This window comes from Owenweeksia hongkongensis DSM 17368 (assembly GCF_000236705.1).
GTDB classification, from domain to species: Bacteria; Bacteroidota; Bacteroidia; order Flavobacteriales; family Schleiferiaceae; genus Owenweeksia; species Owenweeksia hongkongensis.
In genome coordinates this window covers 608,281-621,997 of sequence record NC_016599.1, presented here as the reverse complement: position 1 = coordinate 621,997, position 13,717 = coordinate 608,281, and the positions used below count along the sequence as shown (strand labels likewise).

Annotated in this window: 15 protein-coding genes; 7 read left to right on the top strand and 8 right to left on the bottom strand. The window is 39.2% G+C overall.

The window, feature by feature from the left end; all coding sequences use genetic code 11:
* The first annotated feature begins 59 nt into the window (after positions 1 to 59).
* Positions 60 to 488, top strand: a complete 429-nt coding sequence (locus tag OWEHO_RS02860) for an FKBP-type peptidyl-prolyl cis-trans isomerase (RefSeq protein WP_014200955.1) — start codon at positions 60 to 62, stop codon at positions 486 to 488.
* A gap of 55 nt (positions 489 to 543) precedes the next feature.
* On the opposite strand, the gene OWEHO_RS02855 is transcribed toward OWEHO_RS02860, so the two are convergent.
* The 5 genes from OWEHO_RS02855 to OWEHO_RS02835 form a co-directional block, all read right to left on the bottom strand.
* A complete protein-coding gene (locus OWEHO_RS02855) occupies positions 544 to 1,044 on the bottom strand; it encodes a GreA/GreB family elongation factor (protein ID WP_014200954.1) in 501 nt (166 codons plus the stop codon).
* Positions 1,045 to 1,086: 42 nt separating this feature from the next.
* On the bottom strand, positions 1,087 to 2,520 hold the full coding sequence (locus OWEHO_RS02850; RefSeq protein ID WP_143764477.1) for a TrkH family potassium uptake protein: 1,434 nt from the start codon (positions 2,518 to 2,520) through the stop codon (positions 1,087 to 1,089).
* 25 nt (positions 2,521 to 2,545) lie between these two features.
* Entirely contained in the window at positions 2,546 to 3,886 is a 1,341-nt protein-coding gene (gene trkA / locus OWEHO_RS02845; RefSeq protein ID WP_014200952.1) for a Trk system potassium transporter TrkA, read from the bottom strand.
* A 92-nt stretch (positions 3,887 to 3,978) separates the two neighbouring features.
* Positions 3,979 to 4,434 carry a CBS domain-containing protein gene (locus OWEHO_RS02840; RefSeq protein WP_014200951.1) on the bottom strand — a complete coding sequence of 152 codons (456 nt, stop codon included), beginning with the start codon at positions 4,432 to 4,434 and terminating at the stop codon, positions 3,979 to 3,981.
* A gap of 63 nt (positions 4,435 to 4,497) precedes the next feature.
* Positions 4,498 to 4,956, bottom strand: a complete 459-nt coding sequence (locus OWEHO_RS02835) for a GNAT family N-acetyltransferase (protein WP_014200950.1) — start codon at positions 4,954 to 4,956, stop codon at positions 4,498 to 4,500.
* 165 nt (positions 4,957 to 5,121) lie between these two features.
* On the opposite strand from OWEHO_RS02835, the gene OWEHO_RS02830 reads away from it, so the two are divergent.
* From OWEHO_RS02830 to OWEHO_RS02815, 4 genes are all read left to right on the top strand, one after another.
* On the top strand, positions 5,122 to 5,805 hold the full coding sequence (locus OWEHO_RS02830; protein WP_014200949.1) for a TetR/AcrR family transcriptional regulator: 684 nt from the start codon (positions 5,122 to 5,124) through the stop codon (positions 5,803 to 5,805).
* Positions 5,806 to 5,873: 68 nt separating this feature from the next.
* The gene (locus OWEHO_RS02825; RefSeq protein WP_041627395.1) at positions 5,874 to 6,149 is read left to right on the top strand and encodes a hypothetical protein; all 276 of its coding nucleotides are present in this window, start codon (positions 5,874 to 5,876) and stop codon (positions 6,147 to 6,149) included.
* Between the two features lie 136 nt (positions 6,150 to 6,285).
* Entirely contained in the window at positions 6,286 to 7,911 is a 1,626-nt protein-coding gene (locus tag OWEHO_RS02820) for a SulP family inorganic anion transporter (RefSeq protein ID WP_014200947.1), read from the top strand.
* Positions 7,912 to 7,932: 21 nt separating this feature from the next.
* Complete coding sequence (locus OWEHO_RS02815; protein WP_041627393.1) at positions 7,933 to 8,562, top strand: carbonic anhydrase; 630 nt, start codon at positions 7,933 to 7,935, stop codon at positions 8,560 to 8,562.
* On the opposite strand, the gene OWEHO_RS02810 is transcribed toward OWEHO_RS02815, so the two are convergent.
* Positions 8,559 to 8,987 (bottom strand): hypothetical protein, encoded by a 429-nt coding sequence (locus OWEHO_RS02810; protein ID WP_014200945.1) that lies wholly within the window; start codon positions 8,985 to 8,987, stop codon positions 8,559 to 8,561. The two genes, OWEHO_RS02815 and OWEHO_RS02810, sit on opposite strands and share 4 nt — an antisense overlap.
* Before the next feature lie 110 nt (positions 8,988 to 9,097).
* On the opposite strand from OWEHO_RS02810, the gene OWEHO_RS02805 reads away from it, so the two are divergent.
* The gene (locus tag OWEHO_RS02805) at positions 9,098 to 10,126 is read left to right on the top strand and encodes a hypothetical protein (RefSeq protein WP_014200944.1); all 1,029 of its coding nucleotides are present in this window, start codon (positions 9,098 to 9,100) and stop codon (positions 10,124 to 10,126) included.
* Here the strand turns inward: OWEHO_RS02805 and OWEHO_RS02800 are convergent.
* A complete protein-coding gene (locus OWEHO_RS02800) occupies positions 10,123 to 11,283 on the bottom strand; it encodes an AI-2E family transporter (protein WP_014200943.1) in 1,161 nt (386 codons plus the stop codon). The two genes, OWEHO_RS02805 and OWEHO_RS02800, sit on opposite strands and share 4 nt — an antisense overlap.
* A gap of 54 nt (positions 11,284 to 11,337) precedes the next feature.
* A complete protein-coding gene (locus OWEHO_RS02795; protein ID WP_014200942.1) occupies positions 11,338 to 12,612 on the bottom strand; it encodes a TCR/Tet family MFS transporter in 1,275 nt (424 codons plus the stop codon).
* A 71-nt stretch (positions 12,613 to 12,683) separates the two neighbouring features.
* Between OWEHO_RS02795 and OWEHO_RS02790 the strand changes: the two genes are divergently transcribed.
* Positions 12,684 to 13,697, top strand: a complete 1,014-nt coding sequence (locus tag OWEHO_RS02790) for a WD40/YVTN/BNR-like repeat-containing protein (RefSeq protein WP_014200941.1) — start codon at positions 12,684 to 12,686, stop codon at positions 13,695 to 13,697.
* Positions 13,698 to 13,717 lie beyond the last annotated feature (20 nt).

Genomic DNA, 13,717 nt, shown 5'->3' with positions numbered 1-13,717 from the left:
GGCATTGTAGTTGCGCCTGACATCACTCAATTATTAAAAAACTGAGAAAAACATTTTTTATGAGTCAGGTAAAAGAGAATGACACAGTGAAGGTTCACTACACCGGAAAACTAACAAACGGTGAAGTTTTTGACAGCTCATTGGAGAGAGAACCACTTGAATTCACTTTGGGTCAAGGCCAACTCATTCCGGGGTTTGAGAAGGGAATGATAAACATGGAGTTGAATGAAAAGAAAACCCTAAATATTCCTTGTGCTGAAGCTTACGGTGAAAGACGTGAGGAAATGATGCAAGAGGTACCAAAAAATCAGCTTCCACCAGAAGTAAAGCCAGAAGTAGGTATGGGATTAATTTCTCAAACTCCTGATGGACAAGAAATGAGACTTACTGTAGCTGAAGTAAAAGACGAAACTATTGTAGTAGATGCTAACCATCCATTGGCTGGTCAAGATCTTGTTTTCGATATCGAACTTCTTGAGATCAAATAATATTCGCTTTAGCGAAAATCAGAAAGGGTGGCTTCGGTCACCCTTTTTTGTTGCTCTACTTTTGGTAATCAATAGCCAGAATCTTCACAGGTACTTGCTTTCCTCCCATATCAAACTTTAGCTCCTCTCCTACTTTTTTGCCCGACATTGCCTTTATCAAAGGGGCAACAAAGGCCACACGTCCTTCCTTCACATCGGCTTCATCCACCCCCACTATAGTGATGGTAAATTCACGATTATTGATTCGGTATTTCACTGTAGCTCCAAAACGCACTTCATCCTTAGGTTGCTCGGTAATATCTATTATCCGAGCTGAAGAAAGACGCTCATTTAAGAGACGAATCTTCCCATCAATTTCCATGTTGGTACGCCTGCGCTCGGTTTCATTTTCTTGTTTGTTTGATGAGCGCTGTTGCTCCAGTGCCGCTTTTTCCTCCTCTAGTAGGCGCATCCCCCTTTCGGTAACGTAATTAGTTTGTCCTGCCGGCAATGCTGCCCTTGGTGGGATAAAGGGTGCTTCTTCCTGATCTTCTTCTTTTACAAATCCTCTGCTCATAGAGGAAGTATACAAATTATTAAATGAATTGTTGAAATATGACTAGCGATTACGCCAGAAGTAAGGCATAAATAGAATTAGGATCGTGAAGAGTTCAAGACGTCCCATGAGCATTAGAAAGCTCAGAAAAAGCTTGCCTTCCGGCACTATGTGTGCGAAATTATCAACTGGTCCAACACTTCCCAAACCTGGTCCAATATTTCCAAGACTTGCGGCCACTGAACCCACAGCTGACATAAAATCAAGCCCAATCATAGACATCACCAAAGTACCTCCGAAGAATATAATTAAGTAGATAAGTACAAAAGCGGCAATCGTGTTAGTTATATTTTGCGGTACCGCTTTACCATTAAATCTTACTGGAATTACGGCTGTTGGGTGAATTTGTCTCCTCAGTTCAAGAAGACTATTTTTTATCATTACAATCACGCGCATAGTCTTAAGACCTCCAGAGGTACTTCCTGTAGAGCCTCCGGAAAAGAAAAGCACAAAGATTATCATGATAAGAAAATTGGGCCACAGCAAATAATTGTCTGTAATAAAACCAGTAGTGGTAATGATTGAAGCTACTTGAAAGAATCCACTGCGGATAGCTTCTTCAACACCATAATCACCGTACACAGCCAAACCAAATGATACAATGATACTCATGATTAGCATATTCAATGCATATACTCTGAACTCTTCATTTTTAAAAATCCTACCTACTTTACCCGTAAAACCAAAGTATAGCATGGTAAAATTGACACCAGCCAAAAACATGAAAAGTGTGATGATATAGTGAATTGCGGGAGAGTCATAAAATGCAATACTTGCGTTTTTGGTTGAAAAACCGCCTGTGGCCATAGTAGCCATTGCATGATTTACAGCGTCAAACAAGCCCATGCCTGCTATCCAAAGCATTACAGCTTCAATTGCCGTAAGGGCAAAATAAATAATCCAAAGCCTTTTTGCTGTTTCCGTAATTCTAGGGTGCATCTTATCTGGAGTAACACCTGGAGATTCAGCAACAAAAAGCTGCATACCTCCTACTCCCAAAAGTGGTAAAATGGCAATGGTAAGAACAATAATACCCATCCCTCCAAGCCAATGCGTCATACTTCGCCAAAAGAGCAAGGCTTTAGGCATTGCCTCAATATCAGTGAGTATGGTAGCTCCAGTTGTGGTAAAACCACTTACGGTTTCAAAAAATGCATCTACAAAATCAGGAATAGCGCCACCTATTACAAAAGGTAAACTACCAAACAATGACATGAGCAACCACCCCATACTTACGATTAGAAAACCATCACGCTTACGAACATCACGGTTTTTATCATCGCGCATCAAGCGCAAAGCAATACCGGCAGCAGCGGTTACACTAGAAGCTATCAGTAAATTTAGCCAGGCTTCATGGTAATATAATGCCACAAAGATACTGATGGCCATCATCCCTGAAACCAAGATTAATAGCGTTCCCATAATGGAGGCTATCATTCTAAAATTGAACAGATGTGCTTGCTTAGTTGAAATAGCGACTTAGTTTTTTGGCACAGTTAGATTTTGCGAAAACTACCACTCTGTCCCCCATTTCAATTTCAAAGTTTCCCGTTGGTATCATTCCTTTATTGTTACGAATCACACCTCCGATGAGAGCTCCACGTGGCAAACCAAGATCTTTGATTTTTTTGCGAGTGACTTTACAGTTGTTGTCTACCTTATATTCCATTACTTCCGCGTCTAATCCATGGATGGTGCTTAGCGCAACGAAATCTCCTCTGCGGATGTAGCGATATATAAAGTTGGCCGCAGCTAGCTTTTTGTTTATCAATGAGTCAATCCCAATATTGTGCGAAAGTGTTTGATATTCAATATTTTCAACCATAGCAATGGTCTTTTTCACCCCGCGATCTTTGGCTACAAGGCAGCTCAAAATATTGGTTTCAGAGTTTCCGGTGGCAGCTACAAATACATCCGTGGTAGAAATGCCTTCTTCATCGAGCTTTTCTACATCTGTACCGTCAAAGTTTAGAACCAATGTATCTGGAAAGTCTGCTGCTATTTCTCTGGATTTTTCAGGATCTTGCTCAATGAGCTTTACGTGAAAGTCTTTGCTAAGCTTACGTGCTAAATGACGCCCTGTACGGCTACCTCCCATTATTATAATGGTACTCACCTGTATTTTTTTTCTACCGGTAATTTCCAGCACTTCTTCCATACCTTCAGCATGAGTAATCATATACAAATGATCACCTGCTTCAATTACTGTATGTCCTTGAGGAATAATGGTTTCATGGTCTCTTTTTAAAGCAACCATTACATAGTTTCGAACTGGATATCGTGCAGCAATTTCTTGCAAACTCATTCCTGCAATCGAGGCATCTTTTTCTACATCTAAACCAAGAAGAGTAATTTTTCCATTTTCAAACTCAATGGATTCTGTCGCAGCATTGGCTTTCACCAAATGACGTACTTCACGAGCTGCCAAAGATTCTGGAGAAATAAGCTCATCAATACCTAGTTCATGAAGATTCAAAGTCTCTGTATCAGTAAGATATTGCATCTGACTAATACGGGCAATGGTCTTCTTTGCGCCAAGTTTTTTAGCATATATAGCGCTAAGGATGTTTGCCTCTTCACTAGAAGTAACCGAAATGAAAAGATCGGCCGAGGCAATCTTAGCTTTGAGTAGCACTTTGTAATCTGTTACCTCGCCTGCAATGGTTATTACATCAATGCTGTTGTCGAGGTTTGCAAGCCTTTCTTGATCTTGATCAACAAGGCTAATGTTATGAGATTCTCCTGAAAGCCATCTTGACAAATGTGTCCCTACAGCTCCTGCTCCCGCAATCACAATATCCATACGTTCATTTAGAAATCGGCTACAAAAGTACTATGCTTCTATGACTAAAACCAATTTGTTAGTAAAAGCAAATTAGCGAAGATTAATAGGGATTACCAAGTGGTTTCCTTTAAATTATGGATTGCTTTCATAATGTCTTTTTGACTTATTTGGCCCAAAAGCTTCCCTTCTTCTACTACCGGGAATCGCCTTAATCTTAAGTGTAAAAACATTTGGGCAGCATCAAGAATATTTAGATTTGGAGAAACCGTTTTTACTTCTGTAACCATGCATTCGGAAACTGTAGCACCTAAACTTGGGGAGTTTAAGTATTTTCCTTTTACGGCTTGCTTCAAGCAATCTCCTTCAGAAATCACGCCTACAAGATGATTGTCAACATCCACTACAGGCCCACCGGAAATTCGCTTTTCAATTAAAATCTGAATTACATCGTGCATAGTTTGGTCTACCTGAAAAGTGGTGATCTTGGTTGTCATAAAATCACGAACAACTACTTGCTGGCTCTCTGTCTGGGGTTTGGCCTGCTGACCTTGGAAACTCATTACCATAATACCTGAATTTTGTGACTAAAGAAGATACAAAAATTTAACAGACTGAAGCGAATATGAATTTTATAAAAGTCTTTCCATACGGATATTGCACCTTTCATAGGGCGTATTAGGATCTGTTGGAATTTCTTTAAAACCCATTTTACTATATAGAGCCAATGCAGGCTTCAATTTGCGATTTGAATCCAAGATTACCCGCTTCATCTTTTGACTACGTGAATAATTTAAAGCAACTTCGATCAACCCCTTCCCTATTTTTTGCCCCTGAAACTTTGGGGTAACCGCCATTTTAGACAGCTCGAAAGTATTTGCTCCACGTTTTATCAAAGCCACAGTTCCAATTATTTCAGTTTCTGCTTGCGCAAAAAATATTTGCCCGCCTTGATCGATTATATACGCTTTAGGGTTTTCAAGCACTTCCTTGTCGTAATCTTCTACATAAAAGTACTTTTCAAGCCATTCGTAATTTAGTTTGGCAAAATGTTGCTTTAAGCGGTCGCTATAGGAAATGTATTGAATCATGACTCTAACAAATTGAACCTGAAATTTAAGCAACACCACTTAGTCCGCAATTAGATAAGATTGTTTTTGTGTTTAAAATAAGGTCACCAAATTCAGCATTAACAAAAAATTAATAGTAAACACATTACATATAATAGTATTACTATTATATTTGCAGCACTATATATGAATAGCACCTTACAGCATATTCGATTTTCTGTAAACGATAAAGTTTACAATCGCGACCCAGACTCTACTGAATTGGGGCGCACAATGGTTATGCGCGGCATTGAGCTGATTGACGAAATAGGCTTTGAAGCATTTACCTTCAAAAAACTAGGAGCTAAAATTGGTTCTCCCGAGAGTACTATATATCGTTATTTTGAAAATAAGCACAAGTTTTTGCTCTACCTCACTTCTTGGTATTGGTCATGGATGGAATATCGCCTGGTGATGGGGACCAATAATATTGAAGATGCAAAGTCAAGACTTACAAAAGCTATAATTTTGCTTACCGAAGCGGTGGAAGAAGATGGTAACTTTGAGTATATCAATGAAATAAAGCTAAATAAGATTGTAGTTTCTGAATCAATAAAGGCATTTCATACCCGAAAAGTTGATCTGGAAAACAAGCAAGGTTGCTATGAAGGATATACTAATTTGATAGATCGGGCGGCTGGCATGATAAATGATGTTGCCCCGGCTTATAAATATCCAAAAATGCTGGCGTCTACTATTATTGAAGGCGCTCATCAGCAAATATTTTTTGCCGAACACTTACCGGCATTAACAGGTATTAATAAAGGAAACAGGAGCATTACGGATTTTTTCCAAAATATGGTTTTCTCAATAATAGAAGAAAATAGGTGAGTCCAAATAAAATAACATATCAAACCGCTTTATACAACACATTTTGTGTCAGCATTATTGGTGCTCTTATGTTTTTTATCACCCAAGGTAATTCCATGTTTATTACTGATCTTTTTGCTGAAAAGGTAGTGCAGCTTGTAGATTCGGAAACTCCAGCACCTGCGGAAGAAAGAAGTGACAGCGGAAGTTCCAACAACATAATGAATGAAGAGTTTCATCATGAAACGACTTCATTTCATTTTTTGCCGGATTACTTAACTGAAATAAATTTTCAATTTGAAAGTAGCTCATTACATTCCGTATTGAAGCAGCGGGTTCTTACCCCACCTCCAGAACTTTCATAATAGTTCCAGTCTTTTTACCTTTTTTTCTTTGATAATCATTAGCTTTATAACAATGATAATCAAAGTCTTATATCTTATTTTATCATTTTTTTTGACAATTAAATGGCGAGCCTCGCCTTAGCATAATATTAGTGTTATGAATAATATGAATTTTAGCCCATTCAAAAACCTTAAACATGATCTCCCTGCGAGTATTGTAGTATTTCTGGTAGCTCTGCCGCTATGCCTTGGAATTGCCCTTGCTAGTGGCGCACCCCTATTTTCTGGAATTATAGCCGGTATAGTTGGGGGTATTGTAGTCGCAGCTTTAAGTGGTTCGCCTCTTGGAGTGAGTGGCCCGGCTGCTGGTCTTGCGGTAATTGTACTTACAGCTATTCAAGATTTAGGCTTTGAGCCCTTTTTACTTGCCGTAGTTATTGGTGGTTTAATACAATTGATTCTTGGGTTTTTAAGAGCTGGAATTATTGGTTATTACTTCCCTACTGCCGTTATTAAAGGTATGCTTTCGGGTATTGGTATCATTATAATCTTAAAACAAATCCCTCATGCCTTTGGATATGATGCAGATCCTGAAGGTGATATGAATTTTATTCAACCGGATGGACACAATACTTTTTCGGAATTAAGCTATATGCTTGATGGCATTACTCCTGGTGCTTTAATTGTATGTGCTATTTCACTGGCTATTCTTATTCTTTGGGAACAAAAGTTCATTAGGAATCATAAAATATTAAGCATGGTGCAGGGACCTTTACTTGTAGTATTAGCAGGTATTGGATTGAGCTTTTGGTTCGATAGCCTTCCTCCTTTGGCTATTTCTGGCGACCATATGGTTTCTATTCCTGTAGCTCAGAGTGTTGGTGATTTCTTCAATCAATTTAGTATGCCTGATTGGGGCAGTTTTGCCAATCCACAGATTTACGTAGTTGCCTTTACTATCGCTATAGTTGCCAGTTTGGAAACCTTATTATGTGTTGAGGCTACTGACAAACTTGATCCTTATAAGCGTGTAACCCCAACCAACAGAGAGCTTAAGGCACAGGGTGTTGGTAATATTATATCCGGGCTAATTGGAGGAATTCCTATTACTCAGGTAATTGTTCGTAGTTCTGCCAATATACAGTCTGGTGGTCGTACTAAGGCTTCTGCTTTCTTACACGGGGTCCTTATGCTAGTTTTCGTAATGGCTATCCCTAATGTGTTGAACAAAATTCCATTGGCTAGCCTTGCTGCTATTTTATTTTTGGTTGGTTATAAATTGGCCAAACCCGTAATGTTCAAAGAAATGTACCGTAAAGGTTGGAGCCAGTTTATTCCTTATATGGTTACTATTATTGGCATTGTATTTACCGACTTACTAATTGGTATTACGATGGGTATGGTAGTAGCTATTTTCCAAATTCTTTGGAAAAACTACCAAGTGCCTTATACCTTTGAAAGTGATGAAATGAAATCTGGAGGACCTGTAAGAATCCAGTTAGCCGAAAACGTAAGCTTCCTGAATAAAGCCGGAATTTTGAACAGCTTAAATAGTATTCCAGATAATAAACATGTAATCATTGATGGTTCACGCACAAAGGATATTCACCCTGATATTATTGAAATTATAGAAGACTTTAAAGCTAATGCACTTACTAGAAACATTACGGTAGAAAGTATAGATGTGGCTGGAGTAAAAATGGAAAACCCCGTTGGCGAATTTGAACGTGTGGTGAAAGAAGTGAGCGGCAATAATGCAATGGATACAATCTCAAAAAATTAACACCTCAATTTATTTTTAGAAATGGAAATGCAAGAAATCTTTAAGAACAACCAAGAATGGGTAGCTGAAAAGTTGAATGTTAACCCAAATTATTTTAAGAATCTATCCGAAGGGCAAAGCCCGGAAGTACTTTATATAGGATGTAGCGATAGCCGTGTAACAGCTGAAGAGCTAATGGGCGTAGGCCCTGGTGATGCTTTTGTACACCGTAATATTGCCAATATGGTAATCAACACCGATTTGAGCTCAATGTCGGTTATAAACTATGCCGTAAAGCACCTTCAAGTAAAGCATGTAGTAGTATGCGGTCATTATTACTGTGGTGGTGTAAAAGCCGCTATGCAGTCTGCTGACTTAGGTATTTTGAACCCATGGTTAAGAAACATTAGAGATGTATATCGCCTACACAAAGCTGAGCTTAATGCTATTGAAGACGAAGAGGCTCGCTACAAAAGATTGGTAGAGCTAAACGTGGAAGAGCAATGTGTGAATGTGATAAAAACAGCTGATGTACAACGTGCTTACCGCGATAGAAACATTACTGTTCACGGTTGGGTATTTGATATTCACAGTGGTAAACTTATAGACCTTAATGTGAACTATGAGAAAGCCATGAAAGATATCATGGAGATTTATCACTTAGAAGATTAATTCTTCTTAAGTTTTTGATAAATCCAGTTTACAGCAGCATTCCCTAAAGGGAAATAAAACGCAAAAAACAGAGCCATGGCTAGGCTAAAATTGCGTTCGCTAAAAAACTGATCGAGTAAATTATTTGGGTAGGCATAAGATGTATGAAAGGTATAACCACCAAACTCTAGCAAGCCCATAAAAATAAGACCATAGGCATATTGCCGGTGGAAGCTTTGATTGCGAAGCACCACAGAAATTGGAACCATGTATAGGAGATAGACCGTGATTATTTGCCACCAGTGGGTAAAGCGGGCTATCTCCATATACTGACCAAAAAGGTTCATCCCCCACCCCCATAACAGATATAGCAAGGTGTAAATCCACAGCTTTTGCTTTTCTACAGTTTTTAATTCTGTCCAGATCCAGTTGAGTTCTTTTTGCATATCTGTTAAATTAGAGTGGACGAATTAACATATTTTCTTATTAATTACTTGACATTTCATTTTATCGAAAAGTGATTTTCAAACCCAACTAAGCAACTATATTTACTGCTATGGCGGAAATGAACGAAATACAATACAAGAAACCCATTTATGAGGTAAGTCATGATTTGAATGAATATCTCGTGAATAATTCTCGATGTACCAAAATACCAATCGAGTATTCTGACTTGATGCGCTACAATCATCTTATTCCAAAATTAGATAAAGATGATAGTCATACGCTTTGGAATTCAGTATTGTATGGCCCCTCCGAAATGGAGGAAATTTATGGGCATCTGGTAGATTTATATCAAATATTGATTGGTGACGGTTCGCATCTGGACTACCTTACAGTAGATAGTGTAGACTTTTGTGCTTATGGAAATTCGCAGCCTTTCCGCATCAAAATCTTAAACCAGATAAACGATAACTACGATTATTACTATATCAAAAAAGCTGATGCTTCAAGGGTTTATGGACTTGAGCTAGAGCACTTCCTTTCTCCAAACAAAATCAATTACATCTACTATAACAATACTCTGGTAGAAGAGCACATTATAGGCATTCCTGGAGATGATTTTATTGACCGACTAGAGCAATATCACGAAGGACACAATGAAGTTCGACTGGCTAAAGAATTTGTAAAGTTTAACGAACGTTGCTTTGTACGCTTGCTTGGCGATATGCGTGCTTATAACTGGGTGGTGGTTGTTAATCAAGATTTTGACCAGATACAGTACAGGATTCGCTCTATTGATTTTGATCAACAAAACTACGAAGGACGTCATAGAATTTATTTGCCTCAGTTTTACAAAGAAAACCTCCCTTATGTACGGTTGACCCAAAAGCACATGTCTATTGCTACCGCGCAGCAATATGTAAATGAGGAACAAGCTCTTCTACGAAAGCGCTACAAACTGGTAGAGCCTCAGATTACAGAGCTCATGCACATTATGAAGCGTGATAAAATATCTAAAGACAGCTATATAAAACAGTTAGGTGCTGAATTGGCTCGCTTTTATGATGAAGATGATTTTAGACTTTGCAACACTATGGGTGAGGTACTGGAGTTGAACATTCACACCCGATTGAATTTCTAAGCCTTATTACCAAACATGCGTTGAGCCCGCTTCCTCCTCTTCTCATATAGCTCCTCGTCATCAGGTGGGCTACCAATGAGATACCCAATAGGTCGCGTCTCTTCTATGCTATCGCAAATCACTTTTACAATAGCTAAAAGCGGAATGGCAAAAATCATCCCAGTGGCGCCAAGCATCATCCCTCCCACTAAAAGACCAACAATTGCAGCAAATGGGTTTACACTTACCTGATTACCCACAATATTGGGAGTGATAAAATTGCCTTCTAAAAACTGAACAACAGCAAAAATGCCAATCACGCCAACCGGGTACCAAAGTGAATCTTTTGTAACCAAAGCAAATATGGCCGGAAGCAAACTTCCAAGCATTACTCCTGCGTATGGAATAATAGTAAGGATGGCCGAAAGTGCTCCAAAAAACACAGCATGTTTGATGCCCAAAGCCAGCAGTCCAATGGTATTCAGCACAGCAATAATTAAGATGACTGCAAACAGCCCTAATATGTAATTGCGAACCACACCTTCTACCTTCTTTAAGGTAACGCCAAGCTGCCCATGATTTTTGTGAGAAAAAACTCTGTAAAGAAAAGAGACTAAAAAACTCCTGTAATACAAGAAGAAAAATAAGGAGATCAGGAATAAAAAGAATCCTGTAAAGAAATTGGCTGTAGCCGAAATGGTAGATGTAGCAATGCTTGAGCTATTTTCAAGCAGTTTTCCTAAGCTTTGCTTTAAATAAGTAGTTTGTTCACTAGCAGCTATTCCAAATGTATTTTCTGTCCACTTATGCCCCTTATCTATCATGCTGTTAAATTGCGATTCAATAGAATTCATCTCAGAAGCGATGTTGGCAATCTGAGCGGAAAAAAACGTTGAAAGACCTACTATGACGATAAATACAATAAACATGGCAAATAGAGAGCTAATTGACCGAGGCATTCGAACAAGCTCAAATTTTTGAGAAAGTGGTTTGAGCAAAAGTGAAACGATAAATGCAGCCAATAACGGCCCCACAACTGACTGCGCCAGGATAACCACGTAACCTGTAAGCACCAGGCTTGACAGGATAACAAAGTACTTTATATAATTAGGAATCGTACGGGCTGGAACGTTTTTTTGTGGTCCATGCTTATGATTATCCTGTTCAAATGCTTTCATAGGGAAGGTTGATTAATAGCACTGTGCAACAACTTAAAGTGTGCTTTGTTTGTGTTAATGTAAAACTTCAGCCGCGTGAGTCTCTGTTTCTTTAGCTTCGGCCTCAGCTTTTACACCTTTCACAAACTTACTCAAAGGTTTTATTACTAATACTATACTAATTGCCATCAAAATAGCACCAAGCATAAAAGGTGCCCCGGCAAAGGTTACATCGGTTTCGTCACGCGTGTATTGGTAAAACACCCATGTCATTAATAGCGGGCCGATTATGGAAGTTAGACTTATCAAACTCGTAAGTGCGCCTTGTAATTCTCCTTGCTCCTTTGGCCCTACCTGGTTAGAAATAATTCCTTGAAGTGTGGGGCCTGCAATTCCGCCAAGGCAGTATGGTAGCAAAAATGTAAACATCATCCAGCCTTTAAATGCAAATGAAAATAAAACTAACCCCAGCGTCCAGAGGCTCATTCCGATAATAACGGTTTTCATTTCACCAAGCTTTTTTACAATTACGCGTATCAAACCACCTTGCACAATAGCAACCAAAATTCCTACTACAGCCAGAGAGTAGCCAACGGTAGTTTCATCCCATCCAAATTTAAACATGGTAAAGAATGTCCAGGTAGACTGCACGGAGTGCGCGGCTATATAAATGAAGAAAAAAGGAATCAAAAAGCTGATTACCACTGGATATCTTTTAAGATTTAGCAAGGATCCAAAGGGTATCACACTTTTCCAGTCAAAAGGTCTTCTGTTTTCAGGAGTAAGTGATTCTGGCAAAATAATCAAACCATATAAAAAATTGAGAAGACTCAAACCTGCAGCAATAAAGAAAGGCATTTGCACTCCCCATTTACTGGCAATACCTCCTATCACTGGGCCTACAATAAATCCTAAACCAAAAGCAGCCCCGATGAGACCAAAGTTCTGAGCTTTCTTTTCTGGAGTGCTTATATCTGCAATATATGCCGTGGCTACAGTAAAACTGGCGCCAGTAATTCCAGCTAAAATACGTCCAACAAACAGCCAGGCGATGGTAGGTGCAAAAGCATGAAATACATAGTCTAAGCCCAACCCAAGTAATGCAATCAAAATAATGGGTCTGCGTCCAAAGCGGTCACTCAATTCACCCAAAACCGGAGCAAAAAGAAACTGCATTGCGGCATAGCTAAACATCAACCATCCCCCTATCCTACTAGATTCACTAAGCCCTTCACCGCTAAGGTTTTCAATAAGTGATGGAAGTACTGGGATGATTATTCCAATACCAATAACATCCACCAAAATGGTGACAAAAATGAAACCTAAAGAAGCCTTGTTCCTAGCGGACATGAAAAATCTATTTTCCGCAAATAAAGCCAGAAAATGGCTATGTTCGGTTATCCAATTTTAAAAAAGATTACATGTTAAAACTTCTGCTTCAAACTGCATTCAGCCTATTATGCCTTTCGGCAAATGCTCAACTGGTCCTAAGCGGCTCCCCTACCGATTCTGAATCCAGCCTTCGAGGATTGTGTGCCGTGAGCGAATCCATTTGCTGGGTAAGCGGTTCTGAAGGAAGAGTATTGCGCACCACGGATGAAGGAAAAACGTGGGAAAACCTTTCCCCTAAAGGATATGACGATTTACAGTTTAGAGATATTCACGCCTTTGGTAAGGACACGGCTATCATACTTTCTGCTGGCTTACCAGCTGTTATTTGTAAAAGTATAAATGGTGGCAAATCTTGGAAAGAAGTATATAGAAATGAAACAGAAGGCGTTTTTTTTGACGCTATGGACTTTTGGGACGAGCAAAGAGGAATGGCTTTTAGCGATGCTCCTGAAGAGCACCTTTTGATTATTACTACAACAGACGCTGGGGAAACTTGGAAAGAGATACCAAAAAAACATTCTCCAAAAGTATTTTCCCACCAAGGTGGGTTTGCGGCTTCAGGAACGTGCATCAATACTTTTGGCAAAAGCTCAGCCCTAATTGGCCTTGGTGGCCCTGAGGCAACAGTCCTCCTTACAAATGATTTTGGTAAAACCTGGACTAAAACCATAGCACCAATTGATTTTGGTGAACCCTCAAAGGGAATATTTTCCATTGACATGCTCAATGAAAACTATGGTTTTTGCGTGGGTGGCGATTACCAAGCTGACTCTTTAACAAACCAAAACATGGCTACAACTTTTGATGGAGGAAAAACATGGCAAGCATTAGAGCATCCAGAAATTTTAGGTTTATACAAGTCATGTGTAAACGTGATAAATGAAAAGGATATCATTGCCACCAGCCGCACAGGTATTATCTATTCACGCGACAGCGGTAAAACCTGGCACAAACTAAACGGAAGTTTTTACAGTGTTTCAACCGTAAATGGGGTTTCATGGCTTTCTGGTCCTTCAGGATCTGTGGCACGGATTACTTGGTAAGAATTCGATTTGTAGGAAAA